This is a genomic window from Streptomyces mutabilis, assembly GCF_014649815.1.
Lineage (GTDB): Bacteria > Actinomycetota > Actinomycetes > Streptomycetales > Streptomycetaceae > Streptomyces > Streptomyces mutabilis.
In genome coordinates this window covers 43,985-64,523 of sequence record NZ_BMTT01000001.1, presented here as the reverse complement: position 1 = coordinate 64,523, position 20,539 = coordinate 43,985, and the positions used below count along the sequence as shown (strand labels likewise).

The following is a 20,539-nucleotide window of genomic DNA, read 5'->3' as shown; positions in this document are numbered from 1 at the left end:
GTCAGTAGTGGTACCGGGCCTGGACGATGACCAGGACATCGTCGCCCGGTTTGTACACCAGACGGTGTGTGTCGTCGATGCGGCGTGACCAGTAGCCCGACAGGTCACCCTTCAGCGGCTCCGGCTTGCCGATGCCCTTGAAGGGGTCTCGTGCGATGTCGGTGATCAGTTTGTTGATCCGTCTGGTCACTTTCCGGTCGCTCTCGGCCCAGTGGACGTAGTCCTCCCAGCCGTGCGACGTGAAAGCGATCCTCACGCCCGCTCCGCGTCCGGGTCGATCAGCTCGCGGTGCCGTGCCTCGCCGGCCTCGGCCTCCGCGATCGAGTCGAGCAGACGGCGGGCGTTCCTCGGTGACCGCAGCAGGTGCACGGTCTCCGTCCACGCCGTGAAGTCCTCCTCGGACATCAACACGGCGTTCCCCTTGCGGGAGGTGATGTGCACCGGGGCATGGTCTTCGTTGACCTGCTCTATCAGCGGGAACAGGTTCTGACGGGCTTCGCTGGCGGTGATGGACATACCGGTGCCTCCCTTCGCGGCTTGTACAAGATATCGTACGAGTCCGGAGCGGGCCACCGGAAGCCCGGTTACGCTCAGGGCTGTACCACCCCCCTTGAACCCACAGGTCCGACAGGAGGCCGAGATGACGGCGCCGGGGCGCAGGAGCAGTACCTTCACGCGGCTGCTGCGGCACGGCTTCACCGGCCCCTCGGCCGCCGAGCGGCTGCTGGACGGCGTGGAACTGGCGCCGGTCCGCGACGACCCGGTCCTGCTGGAGGCCCTCGGCGCCACCGCCGATCCCGACCTCGCCCTGCACGGACTGGTCCGTCTCCTGGAGGCGCAGCCCGACCCCACCGCCCGGCGGGAACTGCTGGACACCCTGATAGCGGCCAAGCCGCTGCGCGACCGGCTCCTCGGGGTGCTCGGCGCCTCCGAGGCGCTCGCCGACCACCTCGCCCGGCACGCCGGCGACTGGCAGGCCCTCGTCACCTACGAACCCCGCGACCTGCACCGCGGTGTGGAGGACTTCGAACGCGGCCTCGCCGAGGCCGACGACCCCGTCTCGCTGCGCGTCGCCTACCGGCGCTGTCTGCTGTCCATCGCCGCCCGCGACGTGTGCGGCACCATCGACGTCGCCGAGACCGCCGCCGAACTGGCCGACCTCGCCACCGCCACCCTGCGGGCCGCCCTCGCCCTCGCCGAGGCCGCCGCGCCCGAGGACGCCGCGCTGTGCCGGCTGGCGGTGATCGCCATGGGCAAGTGCGGCGGACACGAGCTGAACTACGTCTCCGACGTCGACGTCATCTTCGTCGGCGAGGCCGCGGAGGGCGCGGACGAGCCCAAGGCGCTGCGGGCCGCGACCGCGCTCGCCTCGCACATGATGCGGATCTGCTCCGAGACCACCGTCGAGGGCTCCATCTGGCCCGTCGACGCCAACCTCCGCCCCGAGGGCCGCAACGGCCCACTGGTGCGCACCCTCAGCAGTCACGTCGCCTACTACCAGCGCTGGGCCAAGACCTGGGAGTTCCAGGCGCTGCTCAAGGCCCGCCCGGTGGCCGGCGATCCCGGCCTCGGCGCCGAGTACGTCGCCGCCCTCCAGCCCCTGGTCTGGCAGGCCGCCGACCGCGACAACTTCGTGCCGGACGTGCAGAAGATGCGCCGCCGGGTGGTGGAGAACATTCCCGCCGCCGAGGTCGACCGCCAGCTCAAGCTCGGCCCGGGAGGTCTCAGGGACGTCGAGTTCGCCGTGCAGTTGCTCCAGCTCGTGCACGGCCGCGCCGACACCTCTCTGCACAGCGGCACGACACTGGACGCGCTGGACGCCCTGGCCGCGGGCGGCTACGTCGGCCGGGCGGACGCCGCCCAGCTCGACGAGGCGTACCGCTTCCTGCGCTCCATGGAGCACCGCATCCAGCTCCACCGGCTGCGCCGCACCCACCTCGTGCCCGAGGACGAGGCCGACCTGCGCCGCCTCGGCCGCTCCCTCGGCCTGCGCACCGACCCGGTGACCGGGCTGCTGCGCGCCTGGAAGCGGCACGCCTCCGTCGTACGGCGGCTGCACGAGAAGCTCTTCTACCGGCCGCTGCTCGACGCCGTCGCCCAGCTGGCGCCGGGGGAGGCCCGGCTCAGCGCGGAGGCGGCCCGCGAACGGATGGTCGCCCTCGGCTACGCCGATCCCGCCGCCGCGCTCCGGCACCTGGAGGCGCTGGCGTCCGGCGTCACCCGCAAGGCGGCCATCCAGCGCACCCTGTTGCCCGTGCTGCTCGGCTGGTTCGCCGACTCCGCCGACCCGGACACCGGACTGCTCAACTTCCGCAAGGTCTCCGACGCGCTCGGCAAGACGCCCTGGTACCTCCGGCTGCTGCGGGACGAGGGCGCGGCGGCCGAGAACCTCGCCCGCGTGCTCTCCGCCGGACGGCTCGCCCCCGACCTGCTGATGCGGGCCCCCGAGGCCGTCGCGCTGCTCGGCGACGGCAACGCCGGGGGACTGGCGCCACGGGGGCGGCTGCAGCTGGAGCAGGAGACGCTCGCCGCGGTCCGCCGCGCCGACGGTGCCGTCCAGGCGGTCACGGCCGTGCGCGGAGTACGCCGCCGGGAGCTGTTCCGAACGGCCGCCGCGGACATCGTCGGCTCCTACGGCACCGAGGCGCAGCCCGTCGAGGCCGACCAGGGCGCCCTGGTGGACCGGGTCGGCGCGGCCGTGTCCGACCTGACGGCGGCGACCCTGGCGGGCACGCTCCGAGCGGTCGTGCGCGAGGGCTGGGGCGACACCCTGCCGACCCGGTTCGCGATCATCGGCATGGGCCGCTTCGGCGGCCACGAACTGGGCTACGGCTCGGACGCGGACGTGCTCTTCGTGCACGAACCGCGGGACGGGGTCGACGAGCGGGAGGCGGCGGACGCCGCGAACAAGGTCGTCGCCGAGATGCGCCGCCTGCTCCAGGTGCCCAGCGCCGACCCGCCGCTGCTGATCGACGCCGACCTGCGGCCCGAGGGCAAGTCCGGGCCGCTGGTGCGCACGCTCAAGTCGTACGAGGCGTACTACCGGCGCTGGTCGCTGGTGTGGGAGCGGCACGCGCTGCTGCGGGCGGAGTTCGTGGCCGGCGACACGGATCTGGGACGGCGGTTCACCGAGCTGGTCGACCCGCTGCGTTACCCGGCGGGCGGGCTCGACGACGACGCGGCGCGTGAGATCCGGCGGCTCAAGGCCCGGATGGAGTCGGAGCGGCTGCCGCGCGGCGCCGATCCCAAGCTGCACGCCAAGCTGGGGCCGGGCGGGCTGTCCGACGTCGAGTGGACGGTGCAGTTGATGCAGCTGCGGCACGGGCAAGCGGAGGCGGGGCTGCGGACCACGCGGACCCGGGCGGCACTGGCGGCCGCGTGCCGGGCCGGCCTCGTCTCCGAGGAGCACGCCGAGACGCTCGACGAGGCATGGGTGCTGGCGACGCGGGTGCGCAACGCGGTGATGCTGGTCAGGGGGAGGGCGGGGGACACCTTCCCGACCGATCCCCGGGAGCTGGCGGCGGTGGGACGGTACCTGGGGCACGGCCCGGGGCACGCCGGGGACATGCTGGACGAGTACCGGCGTACGGCGCGCAGGGCGCGGGCGGTGGTGGAGGAGCTGTTCTACGCGTAGGCATCCCTAAGCCCGCGTAGGCAACCACGCCCTCCGCCGCTCAGCCCCCGGCACCACCTTGGGCAACGCATGCGGCAACGCCCCGTACCAGACGAAGGCCACCCCGTACCCGAACCCCAGACACAGCACACCCCCCACCGCGTCCAGCCAGAAGTGGTTGGCCGTCGCCACGATCACCACCAGCGTCAGCACCGGATACACCAGCCCCAGCACCCGCACCCACGGCACCGACGCCAGCGCGAAGATCGTCAGCCCGCACCACACCGACCACCCGATGTGCATCGACGGCATCGCCGCGTACTGGTTGGACATGTTCTTCAGGTCGCCGGACGCCATCGAGCCCCAGGTCTCGTGGACCATCACGGTGTCGATGAAGTGCCCGCCGTTCATCAGCCGCGGCGGCGCGAGCGGATACAGGTAGTAACCGACCAGGGCGACGCCCGTCGTAGCGAAGAGGACCAGCCGGGTTGCCGCGTAGCGCCCGGGATGGCTGCGGTACAGCCACACCAGAACACCGAGCGTCACCACGAAGTGCAGTGTGGCGTAGTAGTAGTTCATGCCGACGACCAGCCAAGTCACCGAGTTCACGGCATGATTGACCGACTCCTCGACGGCTATGCCCAGTTGCTGCTCGACGTTCCAGATCCAGTCGGCGTTGCGCAGGGCCTGGCCCCGCTGCTCGGGCACCGCGTTGCGGACGAGCGAGTACGTCCAGTAACTGAGCGCGATCAGCAGTATCTCGAACCACAGCCGGGGCCGGCGCGGTGCGCGAAGACGGCGCAGCAGGCCCTGCCCCGTCTCCTCCGTGACGGGGTGCGGAACGCTCTCTTCCTGGCGTTCCGGAGTCCTCACGGTCACGTCACCCATGGGCATGAAGTCTGCCAGAAAAGCCCTGTCCCACCGATCATCCCCCGGGAGGATCCGGGCCGCATCCGGCCACTACGGGTCGGGCGCCGGTCCACTACGGGTCGAGCGCCCGGCGACGAAGGGCAGGGATCAGGACCGGCCGCGCTCGCCCGGCGCCGACGCCGTCGAACCGCGCACCACCAGCTCCGGCATGAACACGAACTCGCTGTGCGGCGCGGGCGTCCCGCCGATCTCCTCCAGCAGCGTGCGCACCGCCGCCTGCCCCATCGCCGGAACCGGCTTGCGGACGGTCGTCAGCGGCGGGTCGGTGAAGGCGATCAGCGGCGAGTCGTCGAAGCCGACGACCGAGATGTCCTTGGGCACGTCCAGGCCGAGCTGCCGGGCCGCCCGTATCGCGCCCAGCGCCATCATGTCGCTGGCGCAGACCACGGCCGTGCAGTCGCGCGCGATGAGCGCGGTGGCCGCCGCCTGACCGCCCTCCAGGGTGTAGAGGGAGTGCTGGACCAGCTCCTTCTCCACCGTCTCGGCGCTCAGATCCAGTTGCTCCTGGATCGAGCGGACGAAACCCTCGATCTTGCGCTGCACCGGCACGAACCGCTTCGGCCCGAGGGCCAGTCCGATGCGCGTGTGGCCGAGCGAGACGAGGTGCGTGACCGCGAGGCTCATCGCGGCGCGGTCGTCGGGGGAGATGAACGGCGCCTGCACCTTCGACGAGAAGCCGTCGACGAGGACGAAGGGCACGCCCTGCGCGCGCAGCCGCTCGTAGCGCTGCATGTCGGCGGTGGTGTCGGCGTGCAGGCCGGAGACGTAGATGATGCCCGCGACGCCCCGGTCGACCAGCATCTCGGTCAGCTCGTCCTCGGTGGAGCCGCCCGGCGTCTGGGTGGCGAGCACCGGGGTGTATCCCTGCCGGGTCAGCGCCTGGCCGATGACCTGGGCCAGTGCCGGGAATATCGGGTTCTCCAGCTCCGGGGTGATCAGGCCCACCAAGCCCTCGCTGCGCTGCCGCAGCCTGACGGGGCGCTCGTAGCCCAGCACGTCGAGGGCGGCCAGTACGGACTGGCGGGTGGTGGCGGCGACGCCCGGCTTCCCGTTGAGGACGCGGCTGACCGTCGCTTCGCTCACCCCCGCCTGGGCAGCGATGTCGGCAAGCCGTGTGGTCACAGGGGTGGACTGTACCTGTCGGCCGCGCCCTTGCACACCGATCGGGCGCCGTGGGCGGCCCGTCGGACGGCCCGGCGCCGGCTGCTGCGTCATCGCGCTCCCTCGAGAAAGTGGCGGCAAGAGCTTGCAGAGTCTTGCACAACCGACCCGATACCGCTCGTCCTCCCTGATCAAACCGCTCCGGCCCGTTAAGCAACCGTCTCGTCACGGTCGTCGGGAGGTCACGTCCGGATAACTTCGGGGATCTCTTGCACTTTTTTGCTGCAAGACCTTTCGCGCCGCTTACAACGCTGTTACGTTCACGTCGCCCGACGGCGCCAACGACGCGGTCGGTGTCGGCAGGAGCGGCGGACGGGCCCGCACCCTGCACCACACGGGCTTTCACCCTCAAGGAGAACTCATGCGGCGTGGCATAGCGGCCACCGCTCTGGTGGCGTCCCTCGCCCTCGCGGCGACGGCGTGCGGCGGGGACGGCGACGGCGACAGCGAGTCCGGCGGACCGGTCACCATCACCTACTGGGACACCTCCAACGCGACCAACGAGGCGCCGACCTACAAGGCCCTGGTCAAGGAGTTCGAGGCCGCCAACAAGGGCATCAAGGTCAACTTCGTCAACGTGCCGTTCGACCAGGCGCAGAACAAGTTCGACACCGCAGCCGGTGCCTCGGGCGCCCCGGACGTGCTGCGCACGGACGTCGGCTGGACCGCCGCCTTCGCCAAGAAGGGCTTCTTCCTGCCGCTGGACGGCACCGAGGCCCTCGCCGAGCAGGACAAGTTCCGGCCCGAGCTGATCGAGCAGGCCAAGTACGAGGGCAAGACCTACGGCGTCCCGCTGGTCACCGACACCCTCGCCTTCGTCTACAACAAGGAACTGTTCGAGAAGGCCGGCGTCGAGGTCCCCAAGACGTGGGACGACCTGAAGAAGGCCGCCGCCACCGTCAAGGACAAGACCGGCGTCGACGGCTACTGGGCCTCCACCGCCGGCTACTACGCGCAGCCGTTCCTCTACGGCGAGGGCACCGACACGGTCGACGTCGACGCCGAGAAGATCACCGTCAACTCGCCCACGGCGAAGAAGGCGTACGGCACCTGGCTGAGCCTGTTCGACGGCAAGGGCCTGCACAAGGCCGACACCACCGCCGACGCCTACGCCCACATCCAGGAGGCGTTCGTCAGCGGCAAGGTCGCCTCGATCATCCAGGGCCCGTGGGAGATCACCAACTTCTACAAGGGCTCCGCGTTCAAGGACAGGGACAACCTCGGCATCGCCACCGTCCCGGCCGGCTCCACCGGCAAGGCGGGCGCCCCGACCGGCGGCCACAACCTCTCGGTCTACGCCGGCTCGGACGAGGCCCACCAGGAAGCGGCGCTGAAGTTCGTGAAGTTCATGACCTCGGCGAAGTCCCAGGAGACCGTAGCCCTGAAGAACTCCACGCTGCCCACCCGCGACGACGCCTACACCGCCGAGGTCAAGGCCGACCCGGGCATCGCCGGCTTCCAGACGGTCCTGTCCGCCGCCCAGCCGCGCCCGGCGCTGCCGGAGTACAGCTCCCTGCTGACCCCGCTGGACGACGAGCTGCCGCAGATCGCCGGCGGCAAGAAGTCCCTGGACGAGGGCCTGGGTGACGTCGAGACCGCGATCGCCAAGCTGGTGCCGGACTTCGCCAAGTGAGTCCGCGTGGCCGCCGGGTCCCCACCGGAGGGGAGGGACCCGGCGGCCACCGGCCGTGCGCCGCACTCCCGGCCTTCTGACTTCCCGACCTTCCCGATGCTCCCGAAGGTGTCGAACCATGACAGTCGCCATCGACCGCGCGACCGGCAAGCGCCGCGGTGACCGCACCCCGCGGCCCGGCCTCGGCCGGCGTCTGAAAGACGGCTACCAGAAGCACTGGTACGCCTACGCCATGATCGCGCCGGTGGCCGTCGTGATCGGCGTCCTCGTGCTGTACCCGCTGGGGTACGGCCTGTACCTCACCCTCACCGACGCCAACAGCCTGAACACCGCGCGCACGATCGGCGTCAACGAGATCGAGGCCACCTACGAGTTCGTCGGCCTGGACAACTACGCCGACATCCTGTGGGGCCCGACGGCGTACGACCGCTTCTGGTCGCACTTCATCTGGACCATCGTGTGGACGGCGGTCTGTGTCGGCCTGCACTTCTTCATCGGGCTCGGCCTCGCCCTGCTGCTCAACCAGAAGCTGCGCGGGCGCACCTTCTACCGGCTGATCCTGGTCCTGCCGTGGGCCGTTCCCACCTTCGTCACCGTCTTCGGCTGGCGCTTCATGCTCGCCGACCAGGGCATCATCAACTCCGCCCTGGACTGGCTGCACCTGCCGACGCCCGCGTGGCTGGAGGACACCTTCTGGCAGCGGTTCTCCGCGATCATGGTGAACACCTGGTGCGGCGTGCCGTTCATGATGGTCTCGCTCCTCGGCGGCCTGCAGTCCATCGACAACAGCCTCTACGAGGCCGCCGAGATGGACGGCGCCAGCGCCTGGCAGCGTTTCCGCTACGTCACCCTGCCCGGCCTCAGGTCGGTCAGCTCCACGGTCGTCCTGCTCGGCATCATCTGGACCTTCAACCAGTTCGCCGTGATCTTCCTGCTGTTCGGCAACACCGCCCCCGAGGCGCAGATCCTGGTCACCTGGGCGTACCAGCTCGGCTTCGGACAGCAGCCGCGCGACTTCGCGCAGTCCGCGGCCTACGGCATCCTGCTGCTGGCCATCCTGATCGTCTTCACCTCCTTCTACCGCCGCTGGCTGAACCGCAATGAGCAGCAGCTCGCGATCTGAGGCAGGAGCCACCATGAGCACCACGACCGTCCCGGCGTCCGCTCCGGCCGAGCAGGCCGGCACCGCGCCCGCCGTCCAGCCGCGCAAGGTGCGCTCCCGCGGCGAGCGCAGCCGCGCCGCCTCCCTGGCCTCCCACGGCATCCTGACCGTCGCGAGCCTCATCGCGCTCTTCCCGGTCGCCTGGCTGGTCTACCTGTCGCTGGGCCCGGACAAGAACGACTACCTGCACCCCGAGCGCATCTGGTCGAAGATGACCTTCGACAACTACACGTACGTGCTCCAGCACACGCAGTTCTTCGACTGGCTGAAGAGCTCGCTGGTCGTCTCGCTGGGCACCACGGTCATCGGCGTCATGGTCGCCGCCACCACCGGCTACGCCGTCTCGCGGATGCGCTTCCCGGGCTACCGCAAGCTGATGTGGGTCCTCCTGGTCACCCAGATGTTCCCCATCGCGGTGCTGATCGTGCCGATGTACCAGATCCTGTCCGATCTCCGGCTCGTCGACAGCTACCTCGGCCTGATCCTCGTCTACTGCTCGACCGCGGTGCCGTACTGCGCCTGGCTGCTCAAGGGCTACTTCGACACCATCCCGTTCGAGATCGACGAGGCCGGACGCGTCGACGGACTGACCCCGTTCGGCACCTTCTTCCGGCTGATCCTGCCGCTGGCCCGGCCGGGCCTCGCGGTGGCCGGCTTCTACAGCTTCATCACGGCCTTCGGCGAGGTCGCCTTCGCCTCGACGTTCATGCTGAGCGACACGAAGTACACCTTCGCGGTCGGTCTGCAGAGCTTCATCAGCGAGCACGACGCGCAGCGTCACCTGATGGCGGCCACCGCCGTGCTCGTGGCGATACCCGTCTCCGCGTTCTTCTACCTCGTGCAGAAGAACCTGGTGACCGGCCTCACCGCCGGCGGCACCAAGGGCTGACGCCCGGCCGGGAAAACGTCCGGCCGCGGTGCCCATCCGACCCCGCAGCACCGCGGCCGGCCACCCCCCCACCCATGCCTCCACGACCACAACCCCGTCTCATCCCAAGGACGACATGAGCCAGCAGCCTTCCGCCGCACCGGCCCCCACCTCCGCCACCGCCACCGTCGCGCGGCGCCGCGACTGGTGGCGGGAGGCGGTCATCTACCAGGTGTATCCGCGCAGCTTCGCCGACAGCAACGGCGACGGCATGGGCGACCTGGAAGGTGTCCGCACCCGTCTGCCGTACCTGCGCGACCTGGGCGTGGACGCCGTGTGGCTCAGCCCCTTCTACGCCTCCCCGCAGGCCGACGCCGGCTATGACGTCGCCGACTACCGGGCCGTCGACCCCATGTTCGGCAACCTGCTGGACGCCGACGCGCTGATCCGCGACGCGCACGCGCTGGGCCTGCGCATCATCGTCGATCTGGTCCCCAACCACTCCTCCGACCAGTACGAGTGGTTCAAGCGGGCCCTCGCCGAGGGCCCCGGCTCCCCGGCCCGCGACCGCTACCACTTCCGTCCCGGCAAGGGCGAGAACGGCGAACTCCCGCCCAACGACTGGGAGTCCATCTTCGGCGGCCCGGCCTGGACCCGGGTGACGGAACCCGACGGCACCCCCGGCGAGTGGTACCTGCACCTGTTCGCCCCCGAGCAGCCCGACTTCAACTGGGAGCACCCGGCCGTCGGCGACGAGTTCCGCTCCATCCTGCGCTTCTGGCTGGACATGGGCGTGGACGGCTTCCGCATCGACGTCGCGCACGGCATGGTGAAGGCCGAGGGCCTGCCCGACCTGGGAAACCACGAACAGCTGAAGCTGCTGGGCAACGATGTCACGCCGTTCTTCGACCAGGACGGCGTCCACGACATCTACCGCCAGTGGCGGCGCATCCTCGACGAGTACAGCGGTGAGCGCATCTTCGTCGCCGAGGCATGGACCCCCACCGTCGAGCGCACCGCCAACTACGTCCGCCCCGACGAACTGCACCAGGCTTTCAACTTCCAGTACCTGGGCACCCACTGGGACGCCGAGGAGCTGCGCACGGTCATCGACCGCACCCTGGACGCCATGCGCCCGGTCGGCGCCCCGGCCACCTGGGTCCTGTCCAACCACGACGTCACCCGCCACGCCACCCGCTTCGCCAACCCGCCCGGCCTCGGCACCCAGATCCGCCTGGCCGGCGACCGCGAACTGGGCCTGCGCAGGGCACGCGCGGCCACCCTACTCATGCTGGCGCTGCCCGGTTCGGCCTACGTCTACCAGGGCGAGGAGCTGGGCCTCCCGGACGTCGTCGACCTGCCGGACGAGGTGCGCCAGGACCCCGCGTACTTCCGGGGCGCCGGCCAGGACGGCTTCCGCGACGGCTGCCGGGTGCCGATCCCCTGGACGCGCACGGGATCCTCGTACGGCTTCGGCGACGGCGGCAGCTGGCTGCCGCAGCCGGCGGGCTGGGGCGAACTGAGCGTCGAGGCGCAGACCGGCGCGCCCGGCTCCACCCTGGAGCTGTACCGCGCCGCGCTGGCGGTCCGCCGCGAGCAGCCCGACCTGGGCGCGGGCGACGCGGTGGAGTGGCTGCGCGCGCCCGAGGGCGTCCTCGCCTTCCGGCGGGGGGAGTTCGTGTGCGTCGCCAACACCACCGGCGAGTCGGTGGCGGTTCCCGCGTACGGGCGGGTGCTGCTGGCCAGCGGTGAGGTGACCGAGGCGGACGGCGAGGCGAAGGTGCCGGCCGACACGACGGTGTGGTGGTCGCGGGCCTGACCGCCCGCGGTGAGGGGCCCGTCGCCGCGGGCCCCTCACCGCGTCATCCGTCGCGCCGAGCCCACCGGGCGGCCCGGACCGTCCCCTCCTCGATGGCCTTGCGGGGCAGGCCCAGACCCAGCGAGGTCTCCAGGGCGTGGAAATACAGTTCGAACTCGTCGGTCACTTCGGGGTGGTCCAGCTCGGCGCGGCGTACGGCCCGGTTGAGGAAGTCGAGTCGCCCGCCCCGGACGTACGGGGTGCGGCCCCGGTCGTAGTAGATCAGCTCGATGATTCCGTCGTCGTCGACGCGGCGGCCGTCTCTCGTGTAGTCGAAGGTGTAGATGGCCTTCGCGGAGCAGGCGCTCAGCCGCACGGTCTCCGTCACGGCGGGCGGGGCGAATGCTTCCCTGGCGGCCGGGGGGACGGGAGCCGTCTCGTGGTACATCAGGAACGCCCAGTCGCCCGCCTGCCCGAAACAGCAGCTGTCCCAGCCCGTGTCCCAGTAGCCGCGGGTGGCGCCGGTCAGGTCGGCCAGGCGGGTCCCCGCGGCGACGTGCTCGGGGTCGGCTCCGTACAGCAGGGCGATCCGCTCGGCGCTGACGTTTCCGCCGCGGAAGAACTCGATGTTGGTGTAGGGGGCCTGCTCGCGCCACGGGCCGGCGATCCAGGCGAACCCCTCCAGCGGGTCGTGGCCGCAGGGCGGCGCCGGTTCCGTACCGTCCGGGCCGCCGCCGCGGAACCTGCGGCCCCAGTCGGCGTCCATCCGGTCCATCAGCGCGGCCTGGCCGGTGACCGTCCCGTCGAGCCCGCGGACGGCCTCCTCGGCGAGGCAGTACAGCGCCTCGTCGAGGCCCCGGGCGACGAAGACCTCGTCGTAGGGGCCGCTGAAGCCGCACACCGTGCCGTCCTCCTCGAGGACCAGGTAGAGACCGGCGCCGCCCCCGCCCTGCACGTGGGCCTCGTACTGCTCGTACGTGCCGGTGGGCGGGAGCATGGCGTCGTCGAGCAGGTCGGTTCCCGCTGCCAGCCGGTGCCATGCCTGCCTGAGCGCGTCCTCGGTGATCTGCATGGGTGCAGTATGCGACCGGGCACCGACAGCGCCCCGGGGGCGGCGTCCCGTGGAAACTTCCGGCCTCGACTTCGCACCGACCGCTGCCCTTTGGGTCGGTGAACCCTTAACATCTGCGTCACCGCAAGGTTTCTGAAGGTTTCAGCAAGAGCCTTCAAGCTGCCTTCAGGCACCTTGGGCTCCCCACAACGCCTTCGACGATGAAGGAAACCCCACATGGCACGCAGAGCCCTCACGGGGGCCGTCGCTCTGGCGGCGGCCACCCTTGTCATGACCCCGACGTCCGCGCAGGCTTCCCCGCCCGGCGACAAGGACGTCACCGCCGTCCTCTTCGAGTGGAACTTCGCCTCCGTGGCCGAGGAGTGCACGACCACCCTCGGCCCCGCCGGCTACGGCTACGTCCAGGTCTCCCCGCCCGCCGAGCACATACAGGGCGGGCAGTGGTGGACCTCGTACCAGCCCGTCAGCTACAGGATCGCCGGCCGGCTCGGCGACCGCACCGCCTTCGAGACCATGGTGGACACCTGTCACGCGGCCGGTGTGAAGGTCGTCGCCGACGCCGTGGTCAACCACATGTCGGCGGGCAGCGGCACCGGCACCGGCGGCTCCTCGTACGGCAAGTACGACTACCCGGGCCTCTACTCCTCGGCCGACTTCGACGACTGCCGCTCGGAGATCGACAACTACCGGGACCGGTACAACGTCCAGCACTGCGAACTGGTCGGCCTCGCCGACCTCGACACCGGCGAGGACCACGTCCGCGGGAAGATCGCCGGGTACCTGAACGACCTGCTCTCCCTCGGCGTCGACGGTTTCCGCATCGACGCGGCCAAGCACATCCCGGCGGCCGACCTCGCGAACATCAAGTCCCGGCTGAGCGATCCGGGCGTGTACTGGAAACACGAGGTCATCCACGGCGCCGGAGAGGCCGTCCAGCCGGGCGAGTACACCGGCAGCGGCGACGTCCAGGAGTTCCGCTACGCCTACGACCTCAAGCGCGTCTTCAACAACGAGAACCTCGCCTACCTGAAGAACTACGGCGAGGGCTGGGGTTACCTGAGCAGCGGCGTCTCCGGTGTCTTCGTCGACAACCACGACACCGAGCGCAACGGCTCCACGCTCAACTACAAGGACAACGCCACCTACACCCTGGCCAACGTCTTCATGCTGGCCTGGCCCTACGGCGCCCCTGACGTCAACTCCGGCTACGAGTGGTCGAACCACGACGCCGGACCGCCGAACGGCGGTCGGGTGGACGCCTGCTGGCAGGACGGCTGGAAGTGCCAGCACGCCTGGCCGGAGATCAAGTCGATGGTCGCCTTCCGCAACGCCACCGGCGGGCAGGCCGTCACGGACTGGTGGGACAACGGCAACGACGCCATCGCCTTCGGGCGCGGCAACAAGGGCTACGTCGCCATCAACCACGAGTCGGGCGCGATGACCCGCACCTACCGGACCTCGCTGCCGGCCGGGACGTACTGCGACGTCCAGAGCGGCAAGCCGGTGAGCGTGAACGGCTCCGGCCAGTTCACCGCGACACTCGGCGCCGACACCGCGCTCGCGCTGTACGCGGGCAAGTCCGCCTGCTGAACGGACGTACCGGGCGAGGGTCGTGAGAGATCGTGAAAGTTCTTTCCGTTGCTTTCACGACCCTTGCCGCAACTCTTGCGTCGGCGCTACCGTCTCGCCGGGGTCGGACCCGATCGAGCCGTCATCGCAAGGAGCTCACGCCGTGATACCGAGAAGGCCGGTGCCTGTCGCGCGCCGCACCGCACGAGCGAGACGGGTCGCGGCCGTCACCGTGGCCGCGCTCGCCGCAGCCCTCCTCCCGCCCCTCGCCGCGCGGGCCGACGCCCCGCCCCCGCCCCCGTCGGACGCGAAACTCGCCAAGGCCGAGGCCCGTCACGACCTCACCCGCGAGCAGTTCTACTTCGTCCTGCCGGACCGTTTCGCCAACGGTGACACCCGCAACGACAAGGGCGGTCTGACCGGCAGCCGCCTCACCACCGGCTACGACCCCACCGACAAGGGCTTCTACCAGGGCGGCGACCTCAAGGGCCTCACCCAGAAGCTCGACTACATCAAGGGCCTGGGCACCACCGCCATCTGGATGGCGCCCATCTTCAAGAACCAGCCCGTGCAGGGCACCGGCGAGAACGCCTCCGCCGGCTACCACGGCTACTGGATCACCGACTTCACCCAGGTCGACCCGCACTTCGGCACCAACCAGGACCTGAAGAACCTCATCTCCGAGGCGCACGCCGCGGGTATGAAGGTCTTCTTCGACGTCATCACCAACCACACCGCCGACGTCGTCGACTACGAGGAGAAGTCCTACGACTACCTCTCCAAGGGCGCCTTCCCGTACCTGACGAAGGACGGCGAGCCCTTCGACGACGCCGACTACGCGGACGGCGAGCGCCGCTTCCCCCGCGTGGACTCCGGCTCCTTCCCGCGCACGCCGACCGTCCCGGCCGACAAGCGCGAGCTCAAGGTCCCGTCCTGGCTCAACGACCCGGCGATGTACCACAACCGGGGCGATTCCACCTGGGCCGGCGAGTCCACCACGTACGGCGATTTCTCCGGTCTGGACGACCTGTGGACCGAGCGTCCCGAGGTCGTCAGCGGCATGGAGAAGATCTACCAGCGGTGGGTCAAGGACTTCGACATCGACGGCTTCCGCATCGACACCGTGAAGCACGTCAACATGGAGTTCTGGACCCAGTGGGCCACCGCGCTGGACGCCTACGCGGCCAAGAAGGGCCGGGACGACTTCTTCATGTTCGGCGAGGTCTACTCCGCCGACACCGCCGTCACCTCCCCGTACGTCACCCAGGGCCGCCTGGACTCCACGCTGGACTTCCCCTTCCAGGAAGCGGCCCGCGCCTACGCCTCCCAGGGCGGCAGCGCACAGAAGCTCGCCGCCGTCTTCGGTGACGACTGGAAGTACACGACCGACAAGGCCAACGCCTACGAACAGGTCACCTTCCTCGGCAACCACGACATGGGCCGCTTCGGCACCTTCCTCAAGCAGGACGACCCGGAGGCCGGCGACGCCGAGCTGCTGAAGAAGGCCCGGCTCGCCAACGAGCTGATGTTCCTCGGCCGCGGCAATCCGGTGATCTACTACGGCGACGAGCAGGGCTTCACCGGCGCCGGCGGCGACAAGGACGCCCGCCAGACCATGTTCGCCTCCCGCACCGCCGACTACCTGGACGACGACCGGCTCGGCACCGACCGCACCCATGCCGAGGACGCCTACGACACGGGCGCGCCCCTGTATCGGCAGATCAGCACTCTCGCGGCGCTCCGCAAGGCCCACCCCGCCCTCGCCGACGGGGTCCAGACCGAGCGGTACGCGGCCGACGGCGCCGGCGTCTACGCCTTCTCCCGCACGGACGCCACCAGCGGCACCGAGTACGTCGTCGCCTTCAACAACGCCGAGGAGGCCAGGACGGCGACCTTCGCGACCGGCTCCGCCGACATGACCTTCCACGGCGTCTACGGCACCGACGACCAGGTGAAGTCGGACGCCGACAAGAAGGTCACGGTCACCGTCCCGGCCGGGTCGGCGATCGTCCTCAAGGCCGCGGGCCGCCTCGCCGAGCCCGCCACCGAGCCGACGGTCACCCTCACCGCCCCCGACCCGGGCGCCACCGGCACCGTCGAGCTGACCGCCGACGTCACCGGCGGACAGCTCAACCGCGTCGTCTTCGCCGCCCGGACCGGCGGCGGCAAGTGGCGCACCCTCGGCTCCGCCGACCACGCCCCCTACAAGGTCACCCACACCATCGCCGGGGAGACTCCCGCCGGCACCGCCCTGCGCTACAAGGCGGTCGTCGTCGACTCGGCGGGCCGTACGGCGAGCGACACGGCCGCTTCGGCCACGGGCACCCCGCCCGCCGAACAGCCCCCCGCCGCCGCCTCCCGGGACTACGCGATCGTCCACTACAAGCGCGAGGACGGGAACTACGACGACTGGGGCCTGTACGCCTGGGGCGACCTGGCCGAGGGGGAGGCCACCGAGTGGCCGAAGAGCCACCCCTTCATCGGACGCGACGCCTACGGCGCCTTCGCCTACGTCAAGCTCAAGCCCGGCGCGTCGGACGTCGGCTTCCTCGTCATCGACGAGGACGGCGACAAGGACGTCGCGGCCGACCGCACCATCGACGTCACACGGACGGGCGAGGTGTGGATCGAGCAGGGCAGGGAGCAGGTCGTCACGGAGCGGCCCGAGTACCCGGCCCAGGACACCGGCAAGGCCGTCCTGCACTACCACCGCGCCGACGGGAACTACGACGGCTGGGGCCTGCACGTCTGGGGCGGCGCCGCGAACCCCACCGACTGGTCGAAGCCGCTGACGCCGGTCAGGACTGATTCCTACGGCGCGGTCTTCGAAGTACCCCTCACCGAGGGTGCCACCAGCCTCAGCTACCTCGTCCACAGGGGTGACGAGAAGGACCTGCCCACCGACCAGGCCCTCGACCTCAAGGCCAAGGGACACGAGGTGTGGCTGGTGAGCGGAGAGAAGGAGTACCTGCTGCCGCAGCCGGCCGGTTCGGCGGCGGCCGTCGACCTCACCACCGCCGAGGCGGTCTGGATCGACCGGAACACCGTCGCCTGGAACGGCTCCGCAGGCGCCGCCTCCACCCAGCTGCTCGCCTCCCGCGACGGCTCAGTCAAGGCCGGGAACGGCACCCTGACCGCCGACGACGGGACGAGCTGGCTCCGCCTGACCCGGACCACCCTCACCGACGCCCAGAAGGCGAAGTTCCCGCACCTCAAGGAGTACACCGCCTGGTCCGTGGACCCGCGCGACCGCGACCGGGTCCGCGAGGCCCTGCGCGGCCAGGTCGTCGCCTCCCAGCGCGCCGCCAACGGAGCCGTGCTCGCCGCGACGGGTGTGCAGACCGCCGGCGTCCTGGACGACCTCTACGCGGCCGACGCGACGAAGGCCGACCTCGGGCCGGTCTTCCGCCACGGCCGCCCCACCCTCTCCGTGTGGGCGCCGACCGCACAGGACGTGAAGCTGGAGATCGGCGACCGCACGGTCCGCATGCGACGCGACGACGACACCGGCGTCTGGTCCGCAACCGGCCCCCGCTCCTGGAAGGGCGAGCCCTACCGCTACGTCGTCAAGGTGTGGGCTCCCGAGGCCGCCCGGGTCGTCACCAACAAGGTCACCGACCCCTACTCGCTCGCCCTGACCACCGACTCCGAGCGCAGCCTCGTCGTCGACCTGGACGACCGCTCCCTCGCCCCGCGCGGCTGGGAGAACTACCGCAAACCCGAGGCCGTGCCGCTCGGGGACGCCCAGATCCAGGAGCTGCACATCCGCGACTTCTCCGTCGCGGACCGCACGGCGGACCCGGACCACCGGGGCACCTACCGCGCCTTCACCGACAGGAAGAGCGACGGCTCGAAGCACCTGCGCGAGCTGGCCGAGGCCGGCACGTCGTACGTGCACCTGCTGCCGGCCTTCGACATCGCCACGATCCCGGAGCGCGAATCCGACCGGGCGACCGTCGACTGCGACCTCGCCGCGCTCCCCGCCGACTCCGATAAGCAGCAGGAGTGCGTGGCGAAGGCGGCGGCGAAGGACGCCTACAACTGGGGCTATGACCCGTACCACTACACGGTCCCCGAGGGTTCCTACGCCACCGACCCGGACGGCACCGCCCGCACGGTCGAGTTCCGCGAGATGGTCAAGGCGCTGAACGACGACGGCCTGCGGGTCGTCATGGACGTCGTCTACAACCACACGGCGGCGAGCGGCCAGGCGAAGACCAGCGTCCTGGACCGGATCGTCCCCGGCTACTACCAGCGGCTCCTGCCCGACGGCTCGGTGGCGAACAGCACCTGCTGCGCCAACACCGCCACCGAGAACACCATGATGGGCAAGCTCGTCGTCGACTCGGTCGTCACCTGGGCCAAGGAGTACAAGGTCGACGGCTTCCGCTTCGACCTCATGGGCCACCACCCGAAGGAGAACATCCTCGCGGTCCGCGAGGCGCTGGACGAGCTGACCCTGAAGAAGGACGGCGTCGACGGCAAGAAGATCATCCTGTACGGCGAGGGCTGGAACTTCGGCGAGGTCGCCGACGACGCCCGCTTCACGCAGGCCACCCAGAAGAACATGGCCGGCACCGGCATCGCGACCTTCTCCGACCGCGCCCGCGACGCCGTGCGCGGCGGCGGCCCCTTCGACGAGGACCCCGGCGTCCAGGGCTTCGCCTCCGGCCTGTACACCGAGCCCAACGGCTCGGCGGCCAACGGCACCGAGGCCGAGCAGAAGGCCCGCCTCCTGCACTACCAGGACCTGATCAAGGTCGGCCTGACCGGCAACCTCGCCGGCTACACCTTCACGGACACCGACGGCAAGGAGGTCAAGGGCTCCGAGGTCGACTACAACGGTGCCCCCGCCGGATACGCGGAGGCCCCGGGCGACGCCCTCGCCTACGCCGACGCGCACGACAACGAGTCCCTGTTCGACGCGCTCGCCTTCAAGCTGCCCGCCTCGGCGACCGCGGACGACCGGGCCCGCATGCAGGTCCTCGCCATGGCCACCGCCGCCCTCTCCCAGGGACCGGCGCTCTCCCAGGCCGGCACCGACCTGCTGCGCTCCAAGTCGCTGGACCGCAACTCCTACGACAGCGGCGACTGGTTCAACGCCATCCACTGGAACTGCGCCGACGGCAACGGCTTCGGCCGCGGCCTGCCCCCGGCCGCAGACAACCAGGACAAGTGGCCGTACGCCAAGCCCCTGCTCGGCACGGTCGAGGTCGGCTGCCCGCAGATCACGGGCGCCTCGGCGGCCTACCGGGATTTGCTGAAGATCCGCACGAGCGAGCGGGACTTCTCCCTCACCACGGCCCAGCAGGTCCAGTCCCGCCTGTCCTTCCCGCTCTCCGGGAAGGACGAGACGCCCGGCGTGATCACCATGCGCCTCGGTGACCTGGTGGTCGTCTTCAACGCCACCCCGGAATCGCGGGAGCAGCGGATCGAGGCGGCGGCCGGGACCGGCTACCGGCTGCACCCGGTGCAGGCGGCGGGCGCGGACCCGGTGGTGAAGGAGTCCGTGCACGCGGCGAAGACCGGCACCTTCACCGTGCCGGGCCGTACGGTCGCCGTGTTCGAGCGGGCCGGCTGACGGTCGCATGACTGCGGTTAGGGTGAGCCCTGCTGTTCACCGCAACGGGAGGGCTCATGCCGCAGATCACCGTCGACTACTCCGCCTCACTCGCGGACGACTTCGACCGGCCCGCCTTCGCGCGGGCCCTGCACGGCGCCGTAGTGGAGATCGCGGCCGCCAAGCCGCCGGCGTGCAAGACACAGTTCCGCCCCACCGAGGACACCACGGTGGGCCCCGACACCGAGGGGCACGCCGTCGTGCACGTCACCCTCGGGCTGCTCGCGGGGCGCACGGACGAGACCAAGGCGCGGCTGACCGAGGCCGTCCTGGAACTGCTGCGGCAGCACGTGAAGCCGGGCGACGGCCTCGCCCTGCACGCCTCGGCGGAGGTCCGCGACCTCGATCCGTCCTACCGGAAGTTCGAGAGCTAGGCGGCCAGTGAGGACAGCCGGCCGACCAGATCCACGAACGGGCCGTCGGCCGGCTCGTCCGCCACCACGCGGCGCAGCAGCGCGCCCATCTCCTCGTCCTGGGCGGCGCTCACCGCCGTCAGCGCGGCGAAGTCGTGCACGAGCTGGACCTCCAGCTCGGCCCTCGGGATACGGCGCCCGTCCAGCCAGATCAGGGCCGTCGACTCGGCCAGCGAAATCCAGGAGCGGACGACCAGTTCCAGCCGGGCGGGCGGATCGCTGACGCCCAGGTGCGCGAGTATCTGGTCGTACGCGGCCTGCCGTACGGAGGCCACGAGTGCGTTCGTCCGTGACGATCCGACCGCCGGACCGCCGCGCATCAGCGCCGAGAAACCGGGGCCGTGCTCGTCCACGAAGTCGAAGTAGCGGCCCATCACGCGCAGCAGCCGCGCACCCAGCGGGCCCTGGGCCGGCTCCACGAACCGGGCGGCGAGATCGTCCGCCGCGCGCTGCAACGCGGCCTCGTACAGGCTGAGTTTGCCCGGGAAGTAGTGGTAGACCAGCGGGCGCGAGATGCCCGCGGCCGACGCTATCTCGTCGATGGAGACCTCGTCGGGCGAGCGGCGGCTGAACAGTTCGAGGGCGACGCCGATCAACTGCTGCCGTCGTTCCTCGACGCCCATTCTGCGGCGTACCCCGGTAGTCATACGAACACCTTACCGATCGAAATCGGCCCCCGAACGGGCCGGATCGGGCAGAG

14 protein-coding genes are annotated in these 20,539 nt (G+C 70.6%); 8 read left to right on the top strand and 6 right to left on the bottom strand.

Features of this window, described 5'->3' with window-relative positions; all coding sequences use genetic code 11:
- Window position 1: 1 nt before the first annotated feature.
- Window positions 2-256, bottom strand: coding sequence for a Txe/YoeB family addiction module toxin (locus IE142_RS00275; protein WP_043373662.1), 255 nt, complete (start codon window positions 254-256; stop codon window positions 2-4).
- Window positions 253-516, bottom strand: coding sequence for a type II toxin-antitoxin system Phd/YefM family antitoxin (locus tag IE142_RS00270; RefSeq protein WP_043373664.1), 264 nt, complete (start codon window positions 514-516; stop codon window positions 253-255). The genes IE142_RS00275 and IE142_RS00270 overlap by 4 nt, the downstream gene beginning before the upstream one ends.
- Before the next feature lie 124 nt (window positions 517-640).
- Here IE142_RS00270 and IE142_RS00265 point away from each other — a divergent pair, with 124 nt between their 5' ends.
- Window positions 641-3,634 (top strand): bifunctional [glutamine synthetase] adenylyltransferase/[glutamine synthetase]-adenylyl-L-tyrosine phosphorylase, encoded by a 2,994-nt coding sequence (locus tag IE142_RS00265; protein ID WP_191883823.1) that lies wholly within the window; start codon window positions 641-643, stop codon window positions 3,632-3,634.
- Window positions 3,635-3,640: 6 nt separating this feature from the next.
- On the opposite strand, the gene IE142_RS00260 is transcribed toward IE142_RS00265, so the two are convergent.
- Complete coding sequence (locus IE142_RS00260; protein WP_191883822.1) at window positions 3,641-4,501, bottom strand: phosphatase PAP2 family protein; 861 nt, start codon at window positions 4,499-4,501, stop codon at window positions 3,641-3,643.
- Window positions 4,502-4,630: 129 nt separating this feature from the next.
- Window positions 4,631-5,665, bottom strand: a complete 1,035-nt coding sequence (locus tag IE142_RS00255) for a LacI family DNA-binding transcriptional regulator (protein WP_191883821.1) — start codon at window positions 5,663-5,665, stop codon at window positions 4,631-4,633.
- A gap of 400 nt (window positions 5,666-6,065) precedes the next feature.
- Here IE142_RS00255 and IE142_RS00250 point away from each other — a divergent pair, with 400 nt between their 5' ends.
- From IE142_RS00250 to IE142_RS00235, 4 genes are all read left to right on the top strand, one after another.
- Window positions 6,066-7,337 (top strand): extracellular solute-binding protein, encoded by a 1,272-nt coding sequence (locus tag IE142_RS00250; RefSeq protein WP_191883820.1) that lies wholly within the window; start codon window positions 6,066-6,068, stop codon window positions 7,335-7,337.
- Between the two features lie 118 nt (window positions 7,338-7,455).
- On the top strand, window positions 7,456-8,460 hold the full coding sequence (locus tag IE142_RS00245; protein ID WP_043373677.1) for a carbohydrate ABC transporter permease: 1,005 nt from the start codon (window positions 7,456-7,458) through the stop codon (window positions 8,458-8,460).
- Between the two features lie 13 nt (window positions 8,461-8,473).
- Entirely contained in the window at window positions 8,474-9,388 is a 915-nt protein-coding gene (locus IE142_RS00240) for a sugar ABC transporter permease (RefSeq protein WP_191883819.1), read from the top strand.
- Window positions 9,389-9,503: 115 nt separating this feature from the next.
- Window positions 9,504-11,186 carry a glycoside hydrolase family 13 protein gene (locus IE142_RS00235; RefSeq protein WP_191883818.1) on the top strand — a complete coding sequence of 561 codons (1,683 nt, stop codon included), beginning with the start codon at window positions 9,504-9,506 and terminating at the stop codon, window positions 11,184-11,186.
- A gap of 43 nt (window positions 11,187-11,229) precedes the next feature.
- Here the strand turns inward: IE142_RS00235 and IE142_RS00230 are convergent, their stop codons facing one another.
- Window positions 11,230-12,237, bottom strand: coding sequence for a hypothetical protein (locus tag IE142_RS00230; RefSeq protein WP_191883817.1), 1,008 nt, complete (start codon window positions 12,235-12,237; stop codon window positions 11,230-11,232).
- Window positions 12,238-12,453: 216 nt separating this feature from the next.
- Between IE142_RS00230 and IE142_RS00225 the strand changes: the two genes are divergently transcribed.
- From IE142_RS00225 to IE142_RS00215, 3 genes are all read left to right on the top strand, one after another.
- Complete coding sequence (locus tag IE142_RS00225; RefSeq protein ID WP_191883816.1) at window positions 12,454-13,827, top strand: alpha-amylase; 1,374 nt, start codon at window positions 12,454-12,456, stop codon at window positions 13,825-13,827.
- 142 nt (window positions 13,828-13,969) lie between these two features.
- Window positions 13,970-19,387, top strand: coding sequence for a pullulanase-type alpha-1,6-glucosidase (gene pulA / locus IE142_RS00220; RefSeq protein ID WP_191883815.1), 5,418 nt, complete (start codon window positions 13,970-13,972; stop codon window positions 19,385-19,387).
- A 56-nt stretch (window positions 19,388-19,443) separates the two neighbouring features.
- On the top strand, window positions 19,444-19,800 hold the full coding sequence (locus IE142_RS00215) for a 5-carboxymethyl-2-hydroxymuconate Delta-isomerase (protein WP_191883814.1): 357 nt from the start codon (window positions 19,444-19,446) through the stop codon (window positions 19,798-19,800).
- On the opposite strand, the gene IE142_RS00210 is transcribed toward IE142_RS00215, so the two are convergent.
- The gene (locus tag IE142_RS00210; RefSeq protein WP_191883813.1) at window positions 19,797-20,486 is read right to left on the bottom strand and encodes a TetR/AcrR family transcriptional regulator; all 690 of its coding nucleotides are present in this window, start codon (window positions 20,484-20,486) and stop codon (window positions 19,797-19,799) included. The two genes, IE142_RS00215 and IE142_RS00210, sit on opposite strands and share 4 nt — an antisense overlap.
- Window positions 20,487-20,539: the final 53 nt, after the last annotated feature.